The sequence below is a fragment of the Shewanella sp. ISS20 genome (assembly GCF_056522965.1).
In genome coordinates this window covers 556,642-581,497 of the sequence record NZ_JAWRZK010000001.1, presented here as the reverse complement: position 1 = coordinate 581,497, position 24,856 = coordinate 556,642, and the positions used below count along the sequence as shown (strand labels likewise).

23 protein-coding genes and 1 pseudogene are annotated in these 24,856 nt (G+C 45.2%); 9 read left to right on the top strand and 15 right to left on the bottom strand.

All coding sequences use genetic code 11. The features are described 5' to 3' along the window. Positions 1-195: 195 nt before the first annotated feature. Positions 196-1,119: a pyridoxal-phosphate dependent enzyme gene (locus AC1HDP_RS02550; protein WP_479637546.1), complete on the bottom strand. Its 924-nt coding sequence runs from the start codon at positions 1,117-1,119 to the stop codon at positions 196-198. 176 nt (positions 1,120-1,295) lie between these two features. On the opposite strand from AC1HDP_RS02550, the gene AC1HDP_RS02545 reads away from it, so the two are divergent. Continuing rightward, a complete protein-coding gene (locus AC1HDP_RS02545; RefSeq protein ID WP_479637545.1) occupies positions 1,296-1,703 on the top strand; it encodes a YccF domain-containing protein in 408 nt (135 codons plus the stop codon). Between the two features lie 35 nt (positions 1,704-1,738). Here AC1HDP_RS02545 and AC1HDP_RS02540 read toward each other — a convergent pair whose 3' ends face one another. After that, on the bottom strand, positions 1,739-2,512 hold the full coding sequence (locus AC1HDP_RS02540; protein ID WP_479637544.1) for a substrate-binding periplasmic protein: 774 nt from the start codon (positions 2,510-2,512) through the stop codon (positions 1,739-1,741). 218 nt (positions 2,513-2,730) lie between these two features. Between AC1HDP_RS02540 and AC1HDP_RS02535 the strand changes: the two genes are divergently transcribed. After that, positions 2,731-3,690, top strand: coding sequence for a cytochrome-c peroxidase (locus tag AC1HDP_RS02535; protein ID WP_479639805.1), 960 nt, complete (start codon positions 2,731-2,733; stop codon positions 3,688-3,690). Positions 3,691-3,991: 301 nt separating this feature from the next. Next, on the top strand, positions 3,992-4,450 hold the full coding sequence (locus AC1HDP_RS02530) for an EVE domain-containing protein (RefSeq protein ID WP_479637543.1): 459 nt from the start codon (positions 3,992-3,994) through the stop codon (positions 4,448-4,450). A gap of 47 nt (positions 4,451-4,497) precedes the next feature. On the opposite strand, the gene AC1HDP_RS02525 is transcribed toward AC1HDP_RS02530, so the two are convergent. Further along, the gene (locus tag AC1HDP_RS02525) at positions 4,498-5,391 is read right to left on the bottom strand and encodes a LysR family transcriptional regulator (RefSeq protein ID WP_479637542.1); all 894 of its coding nucleotides are present in this window, start codon (positions 5,389-5,391) and stop codon (positions 4,498-4,500) included. A 122-nt stretch (positions 5,392-5,513) separates the two neighbouring features. On the opposite strand from AC1HDP_RS02525, the gene AC1HDP_RS02520 reads away from it, so the two are divergent. The 3 genes from AC1HDP_RS02520 to AC1HDP_RS02510 all read left to right on the top strand — a co-directional run bounded on the left by AC1HDP_RS02520 (position 5,514) and on the right by AC1HDP_RS02510 (position 8,530). Further along, positions 5,514-6,671 carry a homogentisate 1,2-dioxygenase gene (locus AC1HDP_RS02520; protein WP_479637541.1) on the top strand — a complete coding sequence of 386 codons (1,158 nt, stop codon included), beginning with the start codon at positions 5,514-5,516 and terminating at the stop codon, positions 6,669-6,671. Positions 6,672-6,717: 46 nt separating this feature from the next. Continuing rightward, positions 6,718-7,758: a 4-hydroxyphenylpyruvate dioxygenase gene (gene hppD / locus AC1HDP_RS02515; RefSeq protein WP_479637540.1), complete on the top strand. Its 1,041-nt coding sequence runs from the start codon at positions 6,718-6,720 to the stop codon at positions 7,756-7,758. Between the two features lie 154 nt (positions 7,759-7,912). Continuing rightward, a complete protein-coding gene (locus AC1HDP_RS02510; RefSeq protein WP_479637539.1) occupies positions 7,913-8,530 on the top strand; it encodes a LysE family translocator in 618 nt (205 codons plus the stop codon). Positions 8,531-8,713: 183 nt separating this feature from the next. On the opposite strand, the gene AC1HDP_RS02505 is transcribed toward AC1HDP_RS02510, so the two are convergent. Continuing rightward, the gene (locus AC1HDP_RS02505) at positions 8,714-8,860 is read right to left on the bottom strand and encodes a hypothetical protein (protein ID WP_479639919.1); all 147 of its coding nucleotides are present in this window, start codon (positions 8,858-8,860) and stop codon (positions 8,714-8,716) included. Here AC1HDP_RS02505 and ggt point away from each other — a divergent pair. From ggt to AC1HDP_RS02490, 3 genes are all read left to right on the top strand, one after another. Further along, complete coding sequence (ggt, locus tag AC1HDP_RS02500; RefSeq protein ID WP_479639804.1) at positions 8,826-10,565, top strand: gamma-glutamyltransferase; 1,740 nt, start codon at positions 8,826-8,828, stop codon at positions 10,563-10,565. The two genes, AC1HDP_RS02505 and ggt, sit on opposite strands and share 35 nt — an antisense overlap. Positions 10,566-10,860: 295 nt before the next feature. Next, entirely contained in the window at positions 10,861-13,026 is a 2,166-nt protein-coding gene (locus AC1HDP_RS02495) for a M3 family metallopeptidase (RefSeq protein WP_479637538.1), read from the top strand. A gap of 210 nt (positions 13,027-13,236) precedes the next feature. Next, entirely contained in the window at positions 13,237-13,947 is a 711-nt protein-coding gene (locus AC1HDP_RS02490) for a pseudouridine synthase (RefSeq protein ID WP_479637537.1), read from the top strand. Positions 13,948-14,038: 91 nt separating this feature from the next. Here AC1HDP_RS02490 and AC1HDP_RS02485 read toward each other — a convergent pair whose 3' ends face one another. The 11 genes and pseudogenes from AC1HDP_RS02485 to AC1HDP_RS02435 form a co-directional block, all read right to left on the bottom strand. Continuing rightward, on the bottom strand, positions 14,039-14,968 hold the full coding sequence (locus AC1HDP_RS02485) for a M23 family metallopeptidase (RefSeq protein WP_479637536.1): 930 nt from the start codon (positions 14,966-14,968) through the stop codon (positions 14,039-14,041). Between the two features lie 104 nt (positions 14,969-15,072). Next, positions 15,073-15,945: a 6-carboxytetrahydropterin synthase gene (locus tag AC1HDP_RS02480; RefSeq protein WP_479637535.1), complete on the bottom strand. Its 873-nt coding sequence runs from the start codon at positions 15,943-15,945 to the stop codon at positions 15,073-15,075. 303 nt (positions 15,946-16,248) lie between these two features. Continuing rightward, positions 16,249-16,722 carry a hypothetical protein gene (locus tag AC1HDP_RS02475; protein ID WP_479637534.1) on the bottom strand — a complete coding sequence of 158 codons (474 nt, stop codon included), beginning with the start codon at positions 16,720-16,722 and terminating at the stop codon, positions 16,249-16,251. Between the two features lie 7 nt (positions 16,723-16,729). Continuing rightward, on the bottom strand, positions 16,730-17,155 hold the full coding sequence (locus AC1HDP_RS02470) for a hypothetical protein (RefSeq protein WP_479637533.1): 426 nt from the start codon (positions 17,153-17,155) through the stop codon (positions 16,730-16,732). Positions 17,156-17,193: 38 nt separating this feature from the next. Beyond that, complete coding sequence (locus tag AC1HDP_RS02465; RefSeq protein WP_479637532.1) at positions 17,194-17,643, bottom strand: GNAT family N-acetyltransferase; 450 nt, start codon at positions 17,641-17,643, stop codon at positions 17,194-17,196. Positions 17,644-17,688: 45 nt separating this feature from the next. Further along, positions 17,689-18,309 carry a GNAT family N-acetyltransferase gene (locus tag AC1HDP_RS02460; RefSeq protein WP_479637531.1) on the bottom strand — a complete coding sequence of 207 codons (621 nt, stop codon included), beginning with the start codon at positions 18,307-18,309 and terminating at the stop codon, positions 17,689-17,691. A 140-nt stretch (positions 18,310-18,449) separates the two neighbouring features. Next, positions 18,450-18,998 (bottom strand): NAD(P)H nitroreductase, encoded by a 549-nt coding sequence (locus tag AC1HDP_RS02455; RefSeq protein WP_479637530.1) that lies wholly within the window; start codon positions 18,996-18,998, stop codon positions 18,450-18,452. 233 nt (positions 18,999-19,231) lie between these two features. Then, positions 19,232-21,812: pseudogene (locus AC1HDP_RS02450) on the bottom strand (TonB-dependent receptor plug domain-containing protein). Positions 21,813-21,943: 131 nt separating this feature from the next. Beyond that, positions 21,944-22,537 carry an HvfX family Cu-binding RiPP maturation protein gene (locus AC1HDP_RS02445; RefSeq protein ID WP_479637529.1) on the bottom strand — a complete coding sequence of 198 codons (594 nt, stop codon included), beginning with the start codon at positions 22,535-22,537 and terminating at the stop codon, positions 21,944-21,946. 62 nt (positions 22,538-22,599) lie between these two features. Continuing rightward, positions 22,600-23,484, bottom strand: coding sequence for a DUF6279 family lipoprotein (locus tag AC1HDP_RS02440; protein WP_479637528.1), 885 nt, complete (start codon positions 23,482-23,484; stop codon positions 22,600-22,602). Between the two features lie 75 nt (positions 23,485-23,559). Further along, positions 23,560-24,855, bottom strand: coding sequence for a phosphotransferase family protein (locus AC1HDP_RS02435; RefSeq protein ID WP_479637527.1), 1,296 nt, complete (start codon positions 24,853-24,855; stop codon positions 23,560-23,562). Between the last annotated feature and the right edge of the window lies 1 nt (position 24,856).

The following is a 24,856-nucleotide window of genomic DNA, read 5'->3' as shown; positions in this document are numbered from 1 at the left end:
ATAGACAGGGTAAAAATAAACAAACGTTTACCCAACGCACCGATGCGTTAAAATTTATGAAATGGTTGCTTAGCGGTAACTGTTAATTCAACGCCCTGCCCTTACGCAGGAGTCGTCAGTGTGATGCGAGGTTAGGCCTTGTTGCTGCCAACCAATGCATCACATTCCATTATTTCCTCTAGATATTCCTCATCCTTAAACTTCAAACTTGCGCCTATACCTAGGCAGCATAGATTCATTACCTATTAATCCTCCTTGATGTAAATACAATATTTGTCGTGACTGCGCTTGTATTAGTCTTTGTTTTAACGCTAAAAATCCAATTGGGTCATATAACAATTCAAACTCTATCCCAGAGCTTTGCTGTACCGCTTGCCATAGTTGATAGCCTTCAAGATACGGTTTACCAAAATGATATTTTTTCGCTAATGTGACTATTTCAGGCATACCGTAAGTAGCAGCGCCTAATTCATTAAACTGAGTTTGCAGATAATCACTACCGCCGACAGCAGCGCAGGTGATGACATTAATATCCACGGCACATTCTTTAAAACGGCGATGCAAAAAGAAAGCAGTTGTGCCTGTGCCAGATGGGAGAAATACATCTAAAGGTTCTGAATTGCCTTGATATTCAGCAATAATTTCATCGGCCAACTTAGCAACGCCCTCATAGGCTAATTGACAGCGCCCGCCTTCAGGTACAAATAAACATTGTGCAGCATCAGATTGCTGCAATCTCACCCTCTCAATGTATTGCTGACATGTCATTCCGGTCGCAGCAACAATTGAATTTATCGGTATTATGTTGGCGCCTAAAGCTAATGACCGCTGGTAATTGGCCGTCGGGTTTTCAAGCAAGAATCCAGCAATATGATCAACATAGAACTCAAGTTTCCAGCCCTTTAACTGCGCCAAGGCTGCCATAGAGAGCAGTGAATTAGCTTGCGGCGACCCATAACCAATCAAAGTATTGATAGCACCCGATTCTAAGGCTAATAAGCCATAGAACTTACGCGCTTTATTGCCGGAAAATAACGGGTGCAATAAGTCGTCGCGCTTAATCAAGAGTTGATAATGTAAAAACTGGAATGCTTGAATGGGCGTGTGCGCTAGTTTCATAAACACTTAGAAAGACAAAAAAGCTATTTTAACGATTTTCGTTGCTAAACTTAACCACATATTGGTTAAACTCACCAACCAATCTCAACAGACATTAATTTTATTTACTGTAGTCAATGAATTATGATGATGGCATCAAATTTGCTAAACCTTAGTTTTAGTTAGTGGAGCTTTTCATGTCACTCTTGCGTTTATTATTAAATATCCTCTGGATAGTGTGCGGCGGTTTTATCATGGGATTAGGATGGTGGTTAGCCGGAGTCTTGTGCTTTATTAGTATTATCGGCATACCGTTCGGCCGCGCCTGTTTTGTTATTGGTGAAATGGCATTCTGGCCTTTTGGTCAGCAAAGCGTTAATCGGCAGCTAGTTTCTGGCCAAGAAGATTTAGGTACTAGCTCTTTCGGTATGCTAGGTAATATTATTTGGTTTGTGATTTTTGGCTTCTGGCTGGGATTAGGTCATCTAGTGTTTGCCCTTGGCTATTTCATTACTATCATAGGTATTCCGTTTGGATTGCAACACCTTAAGCTCGCTATGTTAAGCCTAACCCCGATTGGTCAGACCATAGTCGCTAAACCATAATCAAACGCCAATCTGACTTATCTAATAGCACTTAACTAGTAAGATTTAGTTAGGTAACTATTCATCACAGCTTGAGGGTCTATTTTACTTAGGCCCTCATTCACTCGTAGACGCCACATCGCCCCTTGTTCATTCGCACTAAATGCAATCAACAAATCTTGGCTAATCAAAACTTTAGGCTGCATTTGCAATTGCTTAGCCACTGAGGTTAATGGCTCTTGGTTTAACCAGTATTTCATCACCCAAGGGTCAATTACCGCGCCATCAATGCGATTACTCGCAAGCAACTGCAAATTATGCGCATCTGATCCGGCAACAATAAGTGGTTGATCGGCAGCAAATAGCGCCGTCATTGGCTGGTTGGGGCTAGTTAAGGGTTCAATCACCCCTAAGGTATATAGAGTTAAGTCGCTTAACTGCAACCACACTAAGGGAGCCACTTGCTTAGTGGCTAAACCGATATAGCTCACGCCAATAGGATTTGAGAAAATAAATTCATTACTATCAAAGGCATAAGTCGGAAAATAACCTTGATATTGACCGGCATTAATACTGGCTAATTTTTTGGTTCGATCCCAAGGATAAAAATCTACTTCAAGATCATGCCCTACAGCTTGCAAGGCCGCTTTAACCACGGCCACGCTCGCGCCTTGTTGCTTTAACGTTTGCCCAGAATACGGTGGCCATAGCCCAGAGGTGAGTTTTAAAGTGTCGCTAAAGCATTGAAGTGGGCTCAAGCCTGCCACTAGCATTAAGGATAGAAAATGACATCTGGCGGCTATCGCAAATTTAGTAAAATTGGCTGACATAGTCGAGTCTGAATCCTTATCGCAGGCAACGGCTTGTAAGTATAGTGTATACCTATCAAGCTATTTCGAACAATTCCATGTCATTGATCACAAATATTTAATCAACACTGCCGATAGACTCAATCTAATTTTATTAATATTCAATAACTTATTTTATGTATACCATTCTCTTACACATACTATTTATAAGGGAATTACCTGTGAAATTTAATTGGGTCATGTTAGCTTTGCTCTGTTCGCCGCTGGCAAGCGCCGAACCGATTGATATCATCCAGCCAGCAAAAATTACCGCGCCTGAAAAAGTAGAGCTAGGCAAAATGCTGTATTTTGAACCTAGATTATCCATGTCAGGTTTTATCTCTTGTAACTCATGCCACAACTTGTCATTAGGCGGCGTTGACGCCATTCCAACCTCGATTGGTGATAAATGGCAGCAAGGCCCGATTAACTCTCCTACCGTACTGAATGCTGACTTGATGCTGGCGCAATTTTGGGACGGCCGAGCAAAAGACTTAAAAGAGCAAGCTGGCGGCCCGATCGCTAACCCGAAAGAAATGGCATTCACCCATGAACTGGCCATTGATACCTTAGCGTCTTTGCCTGGCTATCGCGCTAAGTTCAAGCAAGTCTATGGCAGCGATAAAATCGATATTGACATGATCACCGATGCTATTGCTGAATTTGAAAAAACCTTAGTGACGCCTAATAGCCCATTTGATCTATATCTGGCAGGAAATAAGGCAGCAATTAGCGATGATGCGTTAGCCGGTTATCAGTTATTTAAAGATAAGGGCTGTGTTGCTTGTCACAATGGCCCTGCGGTTGGCGGCACCATGTATATGAAGATGGGCTTAATTAAGCCGTTCCATACCAATAACCCTGCCGAAGGGCGTAAAGGTGTGACAGGTAAAGATGCCGATCTGCATGTATTTAAAGTGCCAACCCTGCGCAATATTGAACTCACCTACCCCTACTTCCACGATGGTAGCGTGTGGGACTTAGAGCAAGCCGTTAATGTCATGGCTGATATTCAATTAGGTCAGAAGCTTAATGAGCAGCAAACTGTACAGATGGTTGCTTTCTTAAAGTCGTTAACCGGCGAGCAGCCACAAATTGTATTGCCAATTTTGCCGCCATCGAACGCCAATACTCCAAGACCTCAGCCATTTGCTGAATAATCCTAAGTATTAGCCTTGATATATCATGCCCCGCGTGGGGCATGATTCTTCTACCCGATCAAGCTGCTGGCGCTATAAATTAATTCTAAAGCTAACCGTCCTGTTATTTCTGCGCACTCAGTGTCTCAAATTTCCTGAGTTTGACCTCAGTACTTAAGCTCAGTACTTAAGCTCAGCACTTAAGCTCACTTCATAAGCTAAGTGCATAATACCTGTCCTTAATTTCTGCCTGACGGTTATGAGTATCCCTGCCCTTTAGCGTATGATAGCCAGTATCGCTTTTCTTAAGAGACATTCATTTATGCAGTATTGGTTGCTGAAATCAGAGCCGGACGAATTTAGTATTAACGATCTTGCCAAGTTGGCGCCTAAGGTTGAACCTTGGTCTGGCATACGCAATTATCAAGCCCGTAATTTTATTCGCGATCACATGCAAATTGGCGATGGCATTTTATTTTACCATTCAAGCTGTAAACAACCCGGCATAGTCGGGCTGGCTAAGGTTGCGAGTACGCCCTACCCAGACCCAAGTCAGTTTGATAGCGCCTCGCCATATTTCGATGCTAAATCCAGCATAGATAATCCAAGGTGGGTATTAGTTGATATTGAATTTGTTGAAAAATTTAAGCGCGTCATTAGCTTTACACAAATCAAATCCATGCCACCGTTTTCTGAACTGGCACTCATAAAATCACCGCGTCTCAGTGTGCAACCCGTTAGTAGCAGCCATTGGCAGCAATTGTTAGCGCTTGGCCGCTAACGTAAGTTCTCCTGAGTTTGCTTACTTTAGTTTGATTGCTTTAGTGTTTAGTGATGCGCTTGACCACATTCTTCCAACAGTAGTTGGGTGAATAGTTGGCCGGCGCGGCCTAATGGCCGCTGCTGGCTCCACACTAATTGCGGCGTGAAGCTATAGCGCGAACCTGCAACAAAATCGACTTCAACGAGTACGCCGCTCGCTAACTCATCATTGACTAAATAATCTGGCATCCAACCAAAGCCTAAGCCTTTGAGTAAAGCATTTTTCTTCATCATAAAACCTGATAAATAAAACACTTTATCGCCACCAAACTGCATATCATCCCGATAGCCCTTATCCCCCGATGAATCCTCAATAGTAAGCTCTACAAATTGCTGTAATTGATGCAATTCGACTTGGCGTTTCACCGCTAACACGTGACTAGAAGCTACCACTAAAATACTGGTCACACTGGGTAGCGGCGTGGCGTGGTATTGAGATCCTGAGCGAAAATCCTTCACTAACATCAAGTCAGCGCTATCGCGTAAAAATCTGTGCTGTACGCCCCCTAAAAATTCGACATTTAGCTGTATTTTAGTGGGCACTTGATGAGCCGCCATACGTTTAAGGGCTGTCATTACTGGCTCCATCGGCAAGGCGCCATCAATAATCAGTTCAAGCTTTGGCTCCCAGCCCTCACCAAAGCGGCTAGCCAGTTGGGTGATGTGATCCCATTGCTGCAATAAGCGTTGACCTTCTTTTAAAATGGCTAAGCCTTGAGGGGTAAGCTGCGCGCGATACTGGCTTCTATCCAATAAAGTAATGCCTAATTCTTGCTCTAACTTTTTGATTTGATAACTCACAGCCGACTGCGCTTTGTGCAAACGCTCAGCTGCCGCGGCAAAGCTGCCAGTTTCGACCAACATATCCAACACCCGAAAAGCATCAATATCAATCCGCATAGCAACTCCATCTAAAAAATAGAACGTGTTGAACAATTTATTATTCTTTTTTTTGTTGATTCAAGCAACTAGATTGTTATCAAAGTCACATTTACCCTACATTTAGGTGCTGAGGAAATTTTATGCCCATCTATATAAAACAAGGTGATATTCCTCATAAACGTCATATCACCTTTGAAAAACCGAACGGCGAGTTATATCGAGAAGAACTGTTCTCCACCCATGGGTTTTCCAACATTTATTCCAATAAATATCATCACAATATGCCGACCAAGATTTTAGAAAACCGCGTATTTGATATTGACCATGGCGATAACTGGCAAGATGCATTAATTCAAAACTACAAACTGGATTCTCGTGTCGTTGATAAAAGCGGTAATTTCTTTTCGGCGCGTAACAAGCTGTTTTATAACAACGATCTTGCCATGTACACAGCAAAAGTGAGTGAAGGCACAGATAACTTCTACCGCAATGCCTACGCCGATGAAGTGATTTTTGTCCACCAAGGTCAAGGCCAATTACTCAGTGAATACGGCGTGTTAGCTGTGCGCCAATGGGACTATCTAGTCATACCTCGCGGCACCACCTACCAGCTAATGTTCGATGATTATCAAGACGTTAGATTATTTATTATTGAGTCTATGTCCATGGTGGAAGTGCCGCGCCATTTTCGTAATGAGTATGGGCAAATGCTGGAGTCAGCCCCATATTGTGAGCGCGATATTCGAACGCCACAGTTGACTGAGGCGATTGTTGAACAAGGGCAATTTAGCTTGATCAGTAAGTTTGGCGACAAGTATCAGCAAACCCTGCTGCAGTGGCATCCGTTTGATCTAGTGGGCTGGGATGGCTGTGTGTACCCTTGGGCATTGAATATTAAGGATTACGCTCCTAAGGTAGGTAAAATTCATTTACCGCCCTCAGAGCATTTGTTGTTTAGCGCCCATAACTTTGTGATTTGCAATTTTGTGCCGCGCCTTTATGACTTCCATCCCCAAGCCATTCCGGCGCCTTACTTTCATAACAATATCGATAGCGATGAAGTCTTGTATTACGTCGATGGCGACTTTATGAGTCGCAAAGGCATACAGGCAGGCTTTTTAACTTTGCATCAAAAAGGCGTTGCTCATGGGCCGCAGCCTGGTAAGACAGAAGCCAGTATCGGCAAAAAAGAAACTCACGAATATGCGGTGATGGTCGATACTTTTGCCCCGTTGCAGCTTACAGCCCATGTTAAACACAGTATGGCCGCTGATTACGTTAATTCTTGGCTTGAATAATGGTCAGCCTTAATCACCCACAAAATTTGCGATCAAGGACATAAAAATGGCAACAACAACCAATCCTTTAGGTTTGATGGGCATAGAATTTACCGAATTTGCCAGTCCAAACCTCAACTTTATGCACCAAGTTTTTATCGATTTTGGCTTTTCTATGCTGAAAAAACATCATGAGCACGACATCATTTATTACCGCCAAAATGACATCAACTTTTTACTTAATCGCTCTAAACAAGGCTTTAGCGCTGCATTTACTAAAAGTCATGGACCTGCCATTAGCTCTATGGGCTGGCGCGTGCTAGATGCTAACTTTGCCTTTGAGCAAGCCGTCGCTCGTGGCGCTAAGCCTGCCCCGCGGGAGGTTACAGACCTACCTTATCCCGCCATTTATGGCATAGGTGACAGCTTAATTTATTTTATTGATACCTTTGGCGCTAACGGCAGCATTTATGAGCGCGATTTTGTGGATTTAGCCGAGCCCATCGTAGTGAAAGATAAGGGTTTTATTGAAGTCGATCACCTCACTAATAATGTCTTTAAAGGCACAATGCAGTACTGGGCAAACTTCTATAAGGACATTTTTGGGTTTACTGAGGTGCGCTACTTTGACATTAGCGGCGTACAAACCGCCCTCATCTCTTATGCGTTGCGCTCGCCCGATGGCAGTTTTTGCATTCCGATTAATGAGGGCAAAGGCAACGACAATAATCAAATTGATGAATATCTGCGTGAATATAATGGCCCAGGCGTACAGCATTTGGCCTTTAGAAGCAGGGATATAGTGGCATCCCTTGATGCTATGGCTGGTACTCATATCAGCACGTTAGATATTATCCCAGAATACTACGACACCATTTTTGATAGATTGCCACAAGTCACAGAGGACAGAGAGAAAATCAAGAATCATCAAATTCTGGTGGATGGCGATGAATCCGGCTATTTATTGCAAATTTTCACTAAAAATTTGTTTGGGCCAATTTTCATCGAAATCATTCAACGCAAAAACAATTTAGGCTTTGGTGAAGGTAACTTTAAAGCCTTGTTTGAATCCATTGAACGCGATCAAGCGCGCCGCGGCGTGTTATAACTCAACGCTATACTTGCTGGAATCAGAGTTTTATTGCCAAGCACCAACTGATTTCATGCGATATCTCACAGACTGCCAATGAGTCACTGATTGGCAGTTTTTTTAACGTCATTTCACAGGTAATATTCTTTACCTTTGTTTGCTTAAGACCTGTATGCCTGATTTCACCTTACTTGCGGTATTTATCCCAACCTTCTTCTTTGTTTCTATTACTCCGGGGTTGTGTATGACCTTAGCCATGACATTAGGCATGAGCATAGGGGTGCGTAAAACCTTATGGATGATGTTAGGTGAACTGTTAGGGGTTGCCATAGTTGCTATCGCCGCCGTCATGGGCGTTGCCAGCTTAATGTTGAATTACCCGCAAGTGTTCTCGCTGCTTAAATGGGTGGGCGGCGTGTATCTTATTTATGTCGGCATCAATATGTGGCGCAGTCGCGGCAGTATGGCCATAGTCGCCGATAGCCAAAAAAGTATTAGCCGCATTACTTTGTTCTCTCAAGGGTTCGGCACAGCGATTGCCAATCCTAAGGGCTGGGCATTTATGGTGTCTTTATTGCCTCCCTTTATTAATCCGCAAGAATCTATGCCTGTACAGTTAATGGCGTTAATTGTCATTATTTTAGTGTCTGAGTTTGTGTGCATGATGCTTTATGCATCCGGTGGCAAAACCCTAAAACTGTTTTTAAGCCAAGGGGATAACATTAAGCTAATGAACCGCATTGCTGGCAGCTTAATGATTTTGGTCGGTGGTTGGCTGGCCTTAGGGTAAATGATTTAAGAGGCTATTTTCCCTAAATAACAATAAGTGACATACCCTTGAGCGAGCGCCATTAAGCTCGCTCAATTATCATTTTGGCACTATCACCGCGCTCACGCTTATTGCTCTCACGCTAGAGCGTTGCAATTTCAGTTAATTAACGGCACATTACTAAACATTAAAACAACATTAGTGTCAGATAAGCATGACTATAACTAAGCCGTTCCAGCAGCCAAGCCTGCCTAAATTGCCAGCCTCATTAACGTGCGCTAAATCATCAATGCCATGGGCGAAACCCTCTTTTCTAATGCCAGCATCTATATCTAAGTCTACGTTAATCATAATGTTATGCTTACCATTAAGCCTAACATCTAGCGCAGCTCAGCCCCCCAATCCACCCGCGGTGATTTATGAACATTTAGCCACAGCGCAGCCAGAGTGGGCTGAGCATGGCATGGTTGCCAGCCAAGAGGCGCTCGCTACTCAAATTGGGGTCGATATTTTAAAGCAAGGCGGCAACGCCATAGATGCCGCAGTAGCCACAGGCTTTGCCTTAGCGGTTACTTTACCCAGAGCCGGTAATATTGGCGGCGGCGGTTTTATGTTGGTGTATCTTGCCGAAAAAAAACAAACCATAGCGATAGATTACCGTGAAATGGCGCCAGCATTAGCCCACCAAGATTTGTTTTTAGATACACAAGGTAAAGTCAATCCATTACTGTCTAAAGAGCATGGCTTAGCTGTCGGTGTGCCTGGCACTGTGATGGGGCTTCTGAGCGCGTTGGACAAATATGGCACTATGTCACCCGCGCAAGTCATAGCGCCCGCCATTGCCCTTGCCGAGCAAGGGATAACCGTAAGTTATGATTTAGCGCAATCACTTGCTGCGTTAAAGCCTAAACTCAGCCGCTGGCCAAGTACGGCAGCCATTTTTTATCAGCCAAATGGTGACAATTTCGCGCCTAATACAGTGTTAAAGCAGCCACAACTGGCCAATAGCCTGCGCTTAATTGCACAACAAGGCGCGGCGGGGTTTTATCAGGGTGAAACCGCGCAAAAAATCGTGGCAGCCGTAGCTGAAGCTGGCGGAATTTTATCGCTAGCAGATATGCGTGATTATCAAGTGGTCGAGCGCACTCCTGTGGCGGGAGAGTATCGCGGCCATCAAGTAATCTCTATGCCGCCGCCCTCATCTGGCGGCATACATATTATCCAAATGCTGAATACCTTAGAAAATTTCCCTTTAGGAGAGCTTGGCCACAACAGCGCCGCGAGCTTACATTTGCTGACTGAAACCATGAAATTGGCCTATGCCGATAGAAGTGAATATTTAGGCGACCCTGATTTTTACCCTGTGCCAACCCAAGCATTAATCGCTAAGGCGTATGCTAAACAGTTAGCCGCTAGCATCAAGGACGAGGCAACCCCAGCAAGCGAAATCAAACCTGGTGCCATGCTCAAGAACGAAAGCCCACAAACCACTCACTATTCAGTGGTCGACCAATGGGGCAATGCCGTTTCTAATACCTATACCCTTAACTTTAGTTATGGATCTGGCCTAGTTGCTGCTGGTACTGGCATATTGCTCAATAATGAAATGGATGACTTTTCAGCAAAACCAGGGGTTGCTAACGGTTTTGGATTGATTGGCGGCGCCGCCAATGCCGTGCAAGCACGTAAGCGGCCATTAAGTTCAATGAGTCCAACCTTGATCTTAAAAGATGGCAACATTTTGTTAGTGACTGGCAGCCCTGGCGGTTCACGCATTATCAGTACAACCTTACAAATCATAACCAATGTGATTGATTATCAGATGAATATTGCCGAAGCCACCCAAGCTGGCAGAATTCATCATCAATGGTTGCCCGATGAATTACTGCATGAGCGCTCGATTAATAGCGATACCATTAGCCTCTTACAAGCTAAAGGCCATGTCACTAAAATACAAGGTGCCATGGGCAGCACTCAATCCATTATGCGGGCGCCTGTCGGTTGGTTCGGTAGCTCAGATCCTCGCCGCGGCGCATCACTAACGGCGGGCCACTAACTCGGAATAAGAATCAACATCAAGGCGCCAGCATAACCACAGTCATAAGCGCCTTAGATGAGATAGCAATCAGTCTGTTATAAGCAAGCCACATGCAAATACTCTAATCCCTCACAACAGATACACCACAAGCCACTTAATGTGGCTTGTGTGCCTTTATGGTTAATTAGCCAGCACCCACCAACTGTGATAGCTTTGTTATCGCAAAGTAATTAATCATCAGCAGCATCATAAAACCAATAACAAACTTATGGTCTGATGTATAAACCCATTGATGCCCTACAAGGACTTAACCATGAAAATCACCTATCTTGCCGCTAGCATAGGCTTAGTGCTACTCACCAGTGCTTGCAGCCAAGAGTTAGCGACTACAGGTATGGCTAAAACTCAAGCACCAACAGCGCAGTCAAGCCAAACGGTTACTGAACAAAATCCATTTTTCACGCCTTACAACACTTATTTAGAAATTCCAGACTTTAGCAAAATTAAGCCAGAGCATTATCTCCCAGCTTTTGAGCGCGCCATTGGCGAGCAGCAGGCTGAAATTAACGCCATTATTAACAATAAAGAAGCGGCCAGTTTTGCTAACACCATAGAAGCAATGGAGTTTTCAGGGAACTTACTGGCGAAGGTGCAAGGGGTGTTTTTCAATTTAACCAGTGCTGATACCAATGACGAGCTGCGCGCCATCTCTAAACAGGTGTCGCCACTATTATCTGCCGCCAATGATGACATTATGCTCAATGATGCGTTATTCCAGCGGGTGAAAGCTGTTTATCAAGCGCCAGACTCAAGCTTAACCCCTGCCCAACAAAAGCTACTGACTGATACTTATCAAAGCTTTGTGCGCGGCGGCGCCAATTTAAATGAGCAAGACAAAATTAAGCTTCGCGATTTTAACCAACGTTTAGATAGCTTAAGCTTGGAGTTTGGTGACAACTTACTGGCCGAAACCAATGCTTATGAACTTATCATCAGCAAAAAAGAAGATTTGGCCGGTCTTCCTGCCAACGTGATTGCAGCGGCAGCCGAAAGTGCCAAGCAAAAAGGGTTAACCGACCAGTGGATATTCACCACGCAAAAACCGTCTATCACCCCCTTTTTATCTTATGCCGATAATCGCGAATTACGTAAGCAAATTTTTGAAGCCTATGTTGCCCGTGGCAATAACAACAATGCCAATGATAACAAACAAATATTAGCGACTATGGCCGCCCTTAGGGCTGAGCGCGCGGCGTTACTTGGCTACCCAACACACGCGCACTTGGTATTAGAAGAACGAACGGCTAAGACCCCTGAAAATGTTTACAGCTTACTAAACAAGGTGTGGCCCGCCGCCCTTGCACAGGCTCAGGCTGAAGTTGCAACCATGCAGGCGCTAATTAATGAGCAAGGCCAACATTTCACCTTAGCCGCTTGGGATTGGGATTATTACGCCGATAAAATTCGAGTGGCCAAGTATGCCTTCAATGAGCAAGATACCCGCCCTTACTTTTCATTAGAAAACACACTGCAAGGCGTATTTTATACAGCCAATAAGCTATTTGGCATTACGGTTAAAGAACGTCACGACTTGCCTAAATATCATCAAGATGTACGCACCTTTGAAGTATTTGATAACGATGGCAAATTATTAGCCATTTTTATGGGTGACTATTTCATCCGTGACAGTAAGCGCGCTGGCGCGTGGATGAATGCCTATCGCCCTCAATATCAAATGAATGGCGACACCTCAGTGCCCATCATAGTCAATGTGCTCAATTACCCTAAAGGCGCACCTGGTGAGCCAAGCCTACTGACCTTTGATGAAGCCAGTACCCTATTCCACGAATTTGGCCATGCGCTTCATGGCATGTTATCAAACGTGCAATATCGCTCACAGGCGGGTACCGCAGTCCCTCGTGACTATGTGGAATTTCCATCGCAAGTCATGGAAAACTGGATGACTGAGCCCGAAGTATTAGCGCAATTTGCTAAGCATTATCAAACGGGTGAAGTTATCCCTACTGAGTTAGTCGCAAAAATTCAAGCGGCCAGTAAGTTTAATCAAGGCTTTGCCACCGTTGAATATATGGCCGCCACTAAGCTTGATTTAGACTGGCATACGCTGACCAACCCTAAGCCGCAAGATGCCGCTAAATTTGAAGCCGAGTCGCTCGCTAATATGGGGCTCATTAAGGAAATAGTCCCTAGATATCGCAGTACCTATTTCTCCCATATCTTTGCCGGCGGCTATTCAGCAGGTTATTACAGTTACCTCTGGTCTGACATCTTAGGCGCCGATGCCTATGAAGCCTTTAAAGAAAACGGTATTTTCGATGAGAAGACAGCAAAAGCATTCCGCCACTATATTTTATCCCAAGGTGGCAGCGCCGATCCTATGATGCTCTACCAGCAATTTAGAGGTAAAGAGGCCGGTATTGAGTCACTGCTACGTAGTCGCGGTTTATTAGCGCACTAGGTACACAGCCGAGCTAATTCTGACGGACGAATCCAGCCGAGCCTAAGCTCGGCTTTTTTGTGGGAGAAATCAGCCAAGTTAACTCTGTCAGCCAAAAACCATTGGCTGCGGATAATAAGATACAATGAGCGAAGTGATAATCCGCTGGCTCCTAATGCTCACAGTAAGTGTGGCAAGGTGTTGGTTTTAGTCTGTGTACTGAGTTTTTAAATGCGTCTTGATAAATTTATATGTAAAAGCACTGAGTTGACCCGCGCGCAGGCCACCAGCCTCATTGCCGCCGGTAAGATTGCCGTTAATGGTGAATATCCTACTTTGGCATCGATGCAAGTGCATGAGAATAATTGCATTACTCTTAATGGCGAGCGCCTTATTGCGCGGTCATCGCGCTATATCATGCTGCATAAGCCTGCAGGCACTTTATGCTCCAATGTGGATGGCGATTATCCGAGTGTATTTAATTATTTAAACTTACCGAACAGCAGTGACATGCATATTGCTGGGCGACTTGATGCCGATACCACAGGCTTAGTGCTCATCACTGATGATGGCCGCTGGTCATTTCAAGTATTTAACCCGCAGTTTGTGTGCGAAAAGATTTACCGCGTTGATCTGCGAGACCCACTTGATACTGATGAATTTCTGCGTATTCAAGCGCGCTTTGCTGAGGGACTATTACTCCCAGGGGAAACAACCTATACCTTAGCTGCCAGTATCCATATGCTCGCGCCTCGGCAGGTATTACTTAGCATTAGCGAGGGGCGCTATCATCAGGTTAAACGCATGTTTGCCTTCATGGGCAATAAGGTGGTTGGCCTGCATCGACAGCAAGTAGGCGTCATCAGCTTAGATTTAGCGCCCGGAGAATGGCGCCACTTAACCCCAACAGAAGTGGCGTCAGTATTTAGCGATACTGACTAATAGCCTCTAAAAATCATAGAATCAAAAAAGCGCCACTAACGGCGCTTTTTTGATGAGAATAATCATGATAACCGACTGATTTAGCTTAGATTTATGACTTAGCTTTTGACTTGGCTGTGGGTTTAGTCATAGCTGGCACTATGGTGGCAGGATCTAACCGAGTATTAAACCAATTAAGGCGCCAATCTAAATGTGGCCCAGTGGAGCGCCCGGTGGAACCTACCAGCGCTATAACCTCACCTTGTTTGATGCTTTGCCCGACGTTAACAAGAAGCTTATCTAAGTGTAAAAAGGTGGAATTAACGCCATTGCCGTGATCTACGATCAAAGTGCCGCCAGAGTAAAACATATCTGGAACCGCTAACGTCACTACGCCATCGGCTGGAGCCATGGCTTGAGTGCCGCGCGGCGCCGCAATATCAACACCAAAATGAGGACGCCCGGGCTCACCGTTATAGACGCGCTGCGAGCCATACACGCCAGAAATGCGCCCTTGCAGTGGCCACATAAACTCGCTCACAAAGGCCATGCCATCGCTATCTATCGCGCGCGCGCGGTTAACTTGCTGACTATCTAATGCCGCCCGCGCTACATCTTTAGGATCTGGCTGCATGATTTTTTTAGCAATCCCAGTCACTTGTTGTATTTTGTATTGCCGCGGCGTTAATTGCAGCGCTTGTTGCTGCCGGCTATCGGTATCTACTTGCGGTGGCAATTGCCAACTAAGGCTATGTTCAAGCTTGGCATCACGGTCAAAACCAAAGGCAAAGTAGCCTTGCCCATTCACTTTTATCGCTTGCTCATCTAACCAGAGTTTGGAACCTGCGGGCAGTTGGCCTCGAACTAAGGCGCCAGGTGTTAATTGCCCCCATAAACACAAACCTTGCGCTTGTAATTGCGGATAAATTGCCTGATGAGTGGGACAATGGGGCGTGGGCGCCGCCGCAGTTGCGTTCACAGATATTGCGCCAAGCGGCAGTAAGGCAATTGAAAGCAGCAAACAACGCACTTTAGTTATCATGGTTCACAATCCTTTGGTAATAACTCGATTCGCCTGTTTATCAATATGAGTCAGGCTATGGCAAGCAAGACTTAACCAGGCTGAATCAAGCCTAATCCTACATGTTATTTAGTCACAAAAATCGCGCCCTTGCCCACGCCTTCATAGGCAATCACACGCACTGTTTTTTGTAATTCTGCCGCTAATTGGCTGGCAATAAATTGAGCTAATAATTCAACCGTAGTGTCATGGGGGATAATCTCACACACATCTTTTGGCATAGCCAATTGGAAATCACCTTGGGGCGCTTGGTAATGAAAACCTACATGGCTGCTATCGCTAATGGTGTCAGCCAAGCTTGATAACGCAAGCTGCGCTACTGGGTATACATCTTCAATTGAGCCTAAGTAAATATCTTGCCAACGCTTAGCCCACTTAGCCTCTAATGCTGCGTCTGCTTTGCCATCCACAAAAATTTGCACCGGGCTGCGGTGACCATGGGCAATACGCTGACAATTGCCGTCATGCTTTTTCAAGCCATGACTGTAATGATAAAAAGGACGGTCTAACACTTCAGCCCTAAGGGTTAAACTTATGCCTTCCACATTGTCTGGTAATGCTTGAGTTAAAGCGGCGATTAAAAATTCATTTACGCTTTCATAATCAATGATGTCGGTTGGGATCATTGCAAAGGCTTCGGCCGGACAAGCCAAGTGAATCGTGCCTTGCTCAGCGGTGAAATCTAACCACACACGCTCGCCTTGTGCTGTCACCTCACAAGCACTATTGGCCATAGGCACCAATAAACGGTGATCGGCTATCGCATCAATAGTGTGTTTAATGGTGCGTTTTACCTTAGCAAAATCGAGCACCATGTTTTGTTCATCTAGGCCACCGTTAAGGATGACATCCACAATCCAGCTTTCACCCACCATGCCGCGCTTGGGGCACAAATACGAAAAGTCGATAACCGTCAGATCGTTTACGAATAATTGCATAACATCTCCAGCAGAAATACAGTCTGCGTTAGTAATAACACTTTAGTGTCTAGGCACCACAGGTCAGGACACCTGCGTGCAAAAATAGCGCTATGATAAGCGTAAAGTCTGTAACCGCTAACTAAGGTTTATTTTTTGTGATTACGCATGTGGCGTATGGCTAAAATGAGCAAGCCTAAGCCAGCGCAAAATAACAGTAAATCGATAATATAATTCATGGGTGGCTCTATGCGTAAAAAAGCCATTATAACTAAGCTTGGTTTAAGCCTCTATGCAATTATTTAAGCAAGGCATTAAGCCCATTTACGCCTGCTGCAATACCCATAAAATCACGCCCGCAGAAATAAGGCAGCATACACTGATAAGTTTAACTATGCCGCCATTGACTCTTGCTGAGTTACTGTTGGAGTGAGAGTGACCAATGCCTACACTTTGACCAACGCGATGACCAACACTATGGCCGAGATAATAGCCTTCATGGCCAAAGCGCCACTGATGCCATAACAACCAAATACCCGCAAGGCCTTGATTAAGACTGATAAAAATCAGTAAGCTAAAGCTTTGAGAAAAGGATAACGCATCAAGGCCTAAGGCCAGCAAGATAACGCTGGCCGAGGCTTGAAAACAGACACTGATAATGACACTACTAGGAAAGGCTGATGCAATTAACGCTTGGCTTAGTCGAGTTTGGTTTAGTTGAGCTTGGCGACTTAAATAAATCCCCGCACTCATACTCAATAAGGTTAAAAGCGCGCAAATCAATAACAGTGGTTGCATAAGCGTCCTAAAAATTGGCCATCTGCCAATATTCTAGTCGCTGCTTGGGAGCAGCTAACACTTGCTTGCAACTATCTTTGTATTTCGCCATTAAGCCGCCAAGATTAGCACTATCTTTTAGCTCAAGTATTTGCGCTTGTTTCGCCGCAGCTAACTCAGTTGCTAATTGCTCAGGCGCTAAATATTTCGCCGCTAATTGCTTAGCTTGCTGAGATGAGCTCACTAAGCGCTCGGCAACCGCTTGCATTTGCGGTGCATCCATAGCCGCTATCGCTTCACTGCTAATATCGTAATAACTGGCGCAGTTAAGTAATTCAGCCGTATAAGCTTTTTCGGCAGCATTCATTGGCGCCTCTGCAAATGCACTATTTAGCATAGTCATATAAACCAGAACACTGGATGCCACTATAAGTGACCTTTGCTTACGCTTCATAAAATTTCCTTTTATATCAATAACTAGTTCTAGTTGATTTATATGTCCAATTGGTAATGATAATAGTGATTATCACGCCTAAACCCTAAGGTCTCATATAAGGACTGCGCCTTATAATTAGTGCTCGCTGTTTCCAAGGTAAGACGCTTGCAACCTTGGTTAATGCCAATTTCAATAGCAGTCGCCATCAGCTTGCGCGCTACGCCTTGGCCTCGCGCCGACTGAGTGACGAATAAATCATTGATGATTAAAAACTCGCTCATATCTAATGACGATAGCTGCCAATACATCTGTAAAAAGCCTAGCCCTTCACCTTTGTTATTTTTGGCGATTAGTATGATGGAGTCTTGACGGCTTAAGCGCTGCTCAATAAATGCTGTCACCGCCGCCATATCATCGCCTTGCTCATAATATTGGCGGTATTCATTAAATAACTGCGCCACGGCAACTAACTCATGACTATCAGCACAGATTATTTGGCTGTTCATATCGCTACCCATATTGCTTGCCATGAGTGTGCCCGAACCTGTCCCTTATGAATGGCTTCGACGCGCTTGCATCTGCCGCCATTCAGAATCTAACACTGAGTAAATGACCTGATCGTGAACTGTGCCATCAGCAAGAATTCTATGATTGCGTAAGACCCCATCTTGCTGCGCCCCAAGACTCACGGCTAACGCTCTGAGGGCTTGATGGTGCCAAAAGGTTGCAAATTCTACGACTATGGCGCGTTTATCACTAAAGGCATAATCCATTAATAATAAAGCGACTTGTTTACTGAGCTCAGTGTCTCCTAGCTTTGGTTCACTTGGAATGGGATCATCAACATCAGGCAAAGTCTCAAGGGGCAAGTCTTCTAGTTGTAATCTTGCTCTAAGGTTGGCTTGGCTCCAACGATTGATAGCCACCCAAGCAATAATCTGGTCTGGATTGGTAGAGGCATGTCTAAGGCGCACCGCAAAATGCTGACTGGTGTTGGCATTATCACTGAGCAAAGCCTGCTCAAACCAAGCATCAAACTCACTAACGCTAGGTAAACCTGTATGCCACAGCGGATGTTTACGCTCGCGAGCATTAAGGAGCAAAGCAGGCTTATGCGCAGCCGTTAATGGCTCTAGCGCGACATAGTCACCCATTACATGATTAGTTTGCATCTATCACCTCGCATTGCACAGTTAACTGACATAACGGCGTTATTAATTTATGACGCTATTAATTACTGGCGCTATCAAATTAGTATCGCCATAAGTTAGTAGCGCCATGGGGGCGGCCAATACTTATGCCAATACTTAAATTACAAATAACGGGTAAATTCAGCGCCAGAGCGCGTGACCTTAATGGGGCTTACCACCCTAGGTGTGCCTACATATAAAAAACCGACAATTTGATCTTGCGGCGCTAAACCTAAGGCATGATTAATCTCTGGATTAAAAGCTAAATCACCACTGCGCCAAATAGCGCCAAGGCCTTGAGCAAAGGCGGCTTGCTGCATCGCCATACACGCACAACCTGCGGCTAATTGCTGCTCTAATTGTGGCACTTTAGGGTGCAATTGATATTTACTCACGACCACTATCACCATAGGTGCGCGCTGCGTTAAGCCTGCGGTGCGCTCTAATGTGGCGTCATCTGCGCCTTCGCTGCGTTTAGCTGCCACAAAAATATCGCTAAGGCGCTGCAAACCCGCGCTACTTGCCACAATAAATTCCCACGGACTGAGACCGCCATGATCAGGCACTCTCACCGCAGCATCGAGCATTAAGTCTAATTGCGCGGCAGTGGGAGCTGGATGAGTTAATCGCGGACACGATTGGCGGGTTAATAACAGTTCAGTAGCGAGCATAACAGCGTCTCATGTGGGACAAGATGCGGGTATTGTATCAAGTAAAACGTGATTAATGTCAATGTTTTATATAAATGGTGAATTGAATCATCCCGCATTGTTATAGCTAAGTTGTAACGCGCTAGTCATTAGCTCAGACAATATACATAGGCAATCAACACAACCAAGCAGTCCGATGAAAAAGGCGGTGATGTTAGACCTCTCATCACCGCCAGCAGACTTACTTAAAACATTTAATTAGCGCGAACATAATAGAAACCACCATTAATTCCCATAGGCGATGTCGATGGATACAAGGCACCCACCACTCCTGACCATGGGTTTTCATCCGGTGAATTATCAAACAGATTATTAGCGCCAACCGATGTGCTGAAGGCTTCATTCCAGAAATAGCTCATCTCAAGGTCAACTGTTACTTCGCTGCCAGCGTAAATAGGTAAATCGCCACCAGCATCTAAGTGATCTTCATAGTAATCACCATAAGAGTTAACCCGCATCAGTGTATTAACATCACCATATTCATAAATGGTGGTGAAGTTTGCACGCTGCGCCGGTAAGTTATCTTCCAGCATTTGCACTTTAGCGGCGTTAATGTTGACAGGGTTATAGCTATCGACTTGAGTATCAGTCCAGTGATAGGCGAGTTGGAACTTAGGATCGCCGCCTAAAATCTCCATGTTGTAGTTCATCACGACATCTACGCCTTGGGTAGTCGTATCAAAGTCATTGGTGAAATACTTAACGCTAGAAAAACTGGTGGCATCATTCACGCCTAAAGCGAGCAAGTCATCAATGTCATCTAAGGTTAATTCCAGTGGTGATGTCTGACTAATGCGGTCTTTAAGCTTGATTATTAAAATAATCCACTGTCATATATAGGCCGTTTTCAAATTCTGCCACGGCGCCAAGACTTAAGTTAACCGACGTTTCTGGCTCGAGCGGCTCCCTCCCCTTTTTGAATCGAGATAGGGTGAGTCGGTGGCAAAGTAGCTTGATCTTCTAAGCCATTAGCAGTGAATGCGGTCGTGACGTTACGCACGTTACTTTGACCAACTGTGGGTGCTCTAAAGCCAGTGCTGGCCGCTGAGCGAATCGTCCAAACCTCAGAAATCGAGTAATGGGTGGAAACCTTACCATTGACCGTGACCCAAAGTCACTGAAGTCTTCATAACGCACCGCGCCTGTCAGCAACCAGTCAGGGGTCGCATAAAACTCCATATCCACATAGGCTGCAATGTTTGAGCCAGACCATGAACCGGAATCTTGTGGCTTAAATCCAGAGAAGCCGTTTGAGCCGATGCCAAACCCTTGGTTAGCTAATGGTCCGACTTCGAAAGAAGCCGGATCGCCATTTTGAATTTCAAAGGTTTCATAGCGATATTCAAGGCCAGAGGCGAAGTTTATCGGCTCTTCCCAACCGTCCACCAGCAACTGCTTAGTGACATCAAAATTATAGGTTTGCTCTAACTGGGTATAAGCGCCGGGCTTAAAGCTTGTGGGTGAAGCAGGGCCTAACGATGGATTGATAGTGTTATAGATACTGTATTCAACATCTGAAGAACCATAACTGGCACTCAGATCGTAATTCCAATCGCCCTGCCACTGCCCTTCAGTGCCAAGAGCAAAAGCTAAGTCATTAATCTTGCCGCCAAATCTTGGGGTAAAGCCACCAGGGAATATTTCATTAAAAGCAAAACAGTTAGGGTCGGCCGCCACTTGCTTATACGCGTCGCTGTTTAACACGTTGCTGCCAGTAAATACCACTGGGCATGCGATACCGTCATTTGGGGTTAAATCCCCCACCAATAAGGTAGGCGCTAAGATAGGTTTACCATCACTTCCTATTTGCCCGGTTGGCTTTATGCCACCATCATTAACGCCGCCGCGATTATGGGGATTACGATAATAAAAGCCGCCATCGATATCGCGCTTCGCATAATTTATCCACATGTAGGCTTTGTCTGTGTCATTTAAATCCAGACCAAAGTTGCCTAGTACCTTTACATCAGATTTTACTTCTGGGGTGCCCCAAACCTGTGCGAGATCTATGATAAACGGGTTACCTGCCGCGGCTAATCCAGCCGCATCGTCACGCTGTACACTGCGAGAGGTTGAGTCTTGAGTGCGATATTCCATGGAAAAGTTAGCAAAACCGATTTCAGATAAGGCAAAACCATTATTGCCAGAAAACTACCAACCAGCGCCGTCGCCTTCATAGAACTGGCCATAACGAGTTTCGACATTGCCGCCTTGCGGGGCATCGTTGAGTACAAAGTTAAGTACACCGGCAATGGCATCTGAGCCGTATTGCGCAGCCGCGCCATCGCGCAATACTTCCACTGGCTTTAATGCCGACACTGGAATGTTTGAAATATCTGGGCCTTGGGAGTCATCAGACAGTCCGCCACCTAAAAAGGTGATCATAGCGCTGCGATGACGCCGCTTACCGTTAACTAATACCAAGGTATGATCGGCAGCTAAGCCGCGTAAGTTGGCTGGACGAACGAGGGATGAACCATCATTAATTGGTTGGTCGTTCACGTTAAACGATGGCGTAACACTGCTCAGCAGAGATTTAAGATCGGTATTGCCTTGTCGCACAAATTATTCTGCACCAATAATATCAAGCGGCACAGGTGAATCCGTGACTGAGCGCGGCGCCGCGCGGGTGCCGACCACGGCAATTTTTTCAATATTGGCATCACTTGCACTATCACCACTCGTTGCTGACATAGCCACAGTCGGCAGCGTTCCCCCTAACATAGCCCCTACCACAAACATTGCTTGATGCAACTTACTGTATTGGTATTTCATAGATATTTTCCCAATTATTAATATTAAAATAGCCTGGGTATCTTTAGTGAAAGCTAAAGATACCCACTAGTAACCACCGGAAAGACAACAATCATGCAACATGAGTTTCTATTTTGTTAAAGCTAACTGTCCTATACCTGCTGCCGCCCCTTGGCGAGATAATAATCCACACTAAAGCCTTTACCGCCACCACAACTAAACAGCACAAGTAACATCAGAAAATAGGTAGCCGCAAACTCGATACCATTATTGAGCACCACAAAATTGCCTGAACTGGTTAACCACTCAAAATCGCCATGTTGCTGCAATAGCTCTTTAGCCTTAGCCAGCTTTTCAGTAGAGGCTAGGACTTGCTCATTGGCAAGCCAAGAGGACGGGTCGCTAATCGCCAGCCAGCCATTCTGCCAATGCACAGTCACTGCGGCCACCGCCATAGTGATCATCATAGGCAGAGCGACGAGGCGCGTTGCCAAGCCAAGCAATAACAAAATGCCACCAAAAAACTCAGTACCCGCCGCTAAGCCCGCCATCACCTCTGGCATTGGCAGCCCAAGCCCCCACTCAGCATTACCAAACCAAGCGGCGGTATCACTAAAATGACTTAACTTGTTATACCCAGCTTGAATTAACACAGGGGCTAAATACACGCGTAGCCCCAGTAACGCTAAACCTTGAGTGCTGCTGGCCGCTTGATTAAACAGGTGAATTAATCGATTAAATCCCATGATGTAGCCTCTAGTAATTAACTGTTGAACTAGACCTTGAAATGTACCGCCTTATTTCAAGGCTATGGGTGAGATGCAATATTGTTCAATCCATCAGCGCTTAACTCGTCAATATCGGCGGCAAGTTGCGTCATAGTGACCATGATTTTTTGTTGCTGCTTCGCGCTTAAACTCGTTTGCAGCGCTGCCACTAATCTTGCGAGCGCTTGGCTATTGGCTGTGATGAGCTCTTGGTATTGCGCGCTTTTAAGGGTGTCAGTCGCTGTTAATAACACAGCTAATTCTTGGCGCAGATACTCTTTATCTTGGCGCAATTGCAGCGCATGCATAAAACGCTTAAACCACACAGCTTGATAGCTATACCAGAGCTTAGTCGTTCTTGGGCGACTGCGGTTGTATTGCAAAATCATAATTCGCTGTTCGGCAGATAGTGCTCCCAAGTACTCTTTGGCTTTATCGAGCATGGATTTATCGTTGCGATGAATCCATTCGTCATCACTATTGTTGAGATAGCGCTCTTTATCCTCATCAATTTCGGCTTGAATATTTATCTTAATTTGTTGGACTTGCTCATCGGTTAACGAGCCAATTAAGCTGGTGATAGTGTCAAGATTATGATGAATAAGGCGCAGCCAATGCTGCTTGCCTTGCTCACTGTGATAATGCCAGCGCTCGGCGGTTAATTGTCTCTGTCCAATATCCGCCTTCAAGGCATTAAGCTGCTGATTATATTTGGGAAGTTCATGGGCTTGATGCCAGAGGATAAATTCGGCAATGGCGGCGTCTAATGCTTGTTGCTGCTTGTCATTAAGTTCAACATAATCATCGAGTTGCCATTTTATGGCCCAATCAATAAAGTAATAACTCATTTTCGTCGAGCAAGCACTAACGCAGGTGACGAGCACTAAGATAATCAATAGGTGGCCACGCAAACGAGAGGATAGCATCTGATAGCCTTAGGCATTCGCCGCTGTGTAGAGTCATAGTGCCCGTCTTACTCTACACACCAAGTTTGACGTCAACTATTTACTAACAAGTTGCCAGAAACACTTAGACCAGTCCAGAAATTCTGAGTCACCGCTATCACAAGCCCGATTGATCGCCCAAATGCTGGCGGTAAACCAATAGCAATCAAGCATGGCTGGTATCAATACCATTTCATTACCACTAAAGCGCGGGTGACGCGCTAAATAGGCCTGACAGAAGCTAAATGCCTCGGTGTCAGTAAACTCACAGGTCGCAATAATTGAGGTGAGATCCCACAAGGGATGAAAATCGCAGCTAAATTCAAAATCAATCACATAGACACTAACACTTTGCAGCAAGAGATTATCGGGATGCAAATCTCTATGACTAAATTGCTGCCAATTAAAACCTTGATCTAACTCTCGCCATTGGACGCTTTGATCAGAGTCATAATCCTTAAACGCCTGAGCTAACCCCGCAAAGCTTTGCTGCTGAGCGCTTGTCCACGTTGAGCAAGGCGCTAACGCCGTTAACGCACTTAAATACTGCTCAATTTGGTGCGATAAATTATTGCCTCTGGCCGCTGCGCAGTTTGTAGGAACAGATTGCGCTAACGACTGTGACGGTGAAGATGATTGTGACAATTGAGACAAATGAGATAACTGCAGCAAACTATCCAGTAATTTCACTTGATGGCTTGCTAAGCCTGAGCATAAATCTTGGCTTACGCGCGAGTCATCCTTAACCTTGCTGCTCTTACCATTGTTAGTCTTACTTTTGTTAGCCTTGCCCTGCCCCAATGCTTTAATCGTGGGAGTATTAAGCTGCGAGCGCCACTTGGTGCTTGACGTTAATCCATCCACATCAGCAAAGCCTGCGCCAAAGGCCGCCGCATTTACTGCGGGGCAATACTCACTCAAGTAACACTGAAAATCTGCACTCACCCAATGAAGCGGCGGCGCTAGATTAACCGCTGCCGCTTGACGCCAAGCCTTCACTTCATTTTGCCTGGCATCTAATGGTTTGATTAAGTTGCAGCGCAGCACCCAACGCAGGCCTAACTGACAATCTATGTCTTGATGACTGATGTGCTCACGGCTGAAATCAAGCTCTGACAGACTCATAGTCAATGCTGGAGGCTTAGGCTTGGTCTTAGATCTAGACTTAGCCTCGCCCAAAAACAGCAGCACATTGATATTGTTAAGGCCACTCGTCAATAACTGCGGTGTTGCCGTCAACGCTAACTGATAATGACTCAAGACTTTGCCTAAGGCATTAACGACATCAAGCGGCGCCTCATGGCGCGCTAAGAGTTTAAGCAATGATTGCCATAGCAAACCCTCTTGAGGCATA

Coding starts and splice junctions, on each gene's coding strand:
- AC1HDP_RS02455 (WP_479637530.1), bottom strand. CDS start 18,998: ATGCTCGCTACTGAACTGTTATTAACCCGCCAATCGTGTCCGCGATTA.
- AC1HDP_RS02445 (WP_479637529.1), bottom strand. CDS start 22,537: ATGGGATTTAATCGATTAATTCACCTGTTTAATCAAGCGGCCAGCAGC.
- AC1HDP_RS02485 (WP_479637536.1), bottom strand. CDS start 14,968: ATGATAACTAAAGTGCGTTGTTTGCTGCTTTCAATTGCCTTACTGCCG.
- AC1HDP_RS02520 (WP_479637541.1), top strand. CDS start 5,514: ATGCCCATCTATATAAAACAAGGTGATATTCCTCATAAACGTCATATC.
- AC1HDP_RS02530 (WP_479637543.1), top strand. CDS start 3,992: ATGCAGTATTGGTTGCTGAAATCAGAGCCGGACGAATTTAGTATTAAC.
- AC1HDP_RS02480 (WP_479637535.1), bottom strand. CDS start 15,945: ATGCAATTATTCGTAAACGATCTGACGGTTATCGACTTTTCGTATTTG.
- hppD (WP_479637540.1), top strand. CDS start 6,718: ATGGCAACAACAACCAATCCTTTAGGTTTGATGGGCATAGAATTTACC.
- AC1HDP_RS02505 (WP_479639919.1), bottom strand. CDS start 8,860: ATGATTAACGTAGACTTAGATATAGATGCTGGCATTAGAAAAGAGGGT.
- AC1HDP_RS02465 (WP_479637532.1), bottom strand. CDS start 17,643: ATGAACAGCCAAATAATCTGTGCTGATAGTCATGAGTTAGTTGCCGTG.
- AC1HDP_RS02550 (WP_479637546.1), bottom strand. CDS start 1,119: ATGAAACTAGCGCACACGCCCATTCAAGCATTCCAGTTTTTACATTAT.
- AC1HDP_RS02490 (WP_479637537.1), top strand. CDS start 13,237: ATGCGTCTTGATAAATTTATATGTAAAAGCACTGAGTTGACCCGCGCG.
- AC1HDP_RS02535 (WP_479639805.1), top strand. CDS start 2,731: ATGTTAGCTTTGCTCTGTTCGCCGCTGGCAAGCGCCGAACCGATTGAT.
- AC1HDP_RS02525 (WP_479637542.1), bottom strand. CDS start 5,391: ATGCGGATTGATATTGATGCTTTTCGGGTGTTGGATATGTTGGTCGAA.
- AC1HDP_RS02510 (WP_479637539.1), top strand. CDS start 7,913: ATGCCTGATTTCACCTTACTTGCGGTATTTATCCCAACCTTCTTCTTT.
- AC1HDP_RS02475 (WP_479637534.1), bottom strand. CDS start 16,722: ATGCAACCACTGTTATTGATTTGCGCGCTTTTAACCTTATTGAGTATG.
- AC1HDP_RS02440 (WP_479637528.1), bottom strand. CDS start 23,484: ATGCTATCCTCTCGTTTGCGTGGCCACCTATTGATTATCTTAGTGCTC.
- AC1HDP_RS02470 (WP_479637533.1), bottom strand. CDS start 17,155: ATGAAGCGTAAGCAAAGGTCACTTATAGTGGCATCCAGTGTTCTGGTT.
- AC1HDP_RS02460 (WP_479637531.1), bottom strand. CDS start 18,309: ATGCAAACTAATCATGTAATGGGTGACTATGTCGCGCTAGAGCCATTA.
- AC1HDP_RS02545 (WP_479637545.1), top strand. CDS start 1,296: ATGTCACTCTTGCGTTTATTATTAAATATCCTCTGGATAGTGTGCGGC.
- ggt (WP_479639804.1), top strand. CDS start 8,826: ATGCCAGCATCTATATCTAAGTCTACGTTAATCATAATGTTATGCTTA.
- AC1HDP_RS02540 (WP_479637544.1), bottom strand. CDS start 2,512: ATGTCAGCCAATTTTACTAAATTTGCGATAGCCGCCAGATGTCATTTT.
- AC1HDP_RS02435 (WP_479637527.1), bottom strand. CDS start 24,855: ATGCCTCAAGAGGGTTTGCTATGGCAATCATTGCTTAAACTCTTAGCG.
- AC1HDP_RS02495 (WP_479637538.1), top strand. CDS start 10,861: ATGAAAATCACCTATCTTGCCGCTAGCATAGGCTTAGTGCTACTCACC.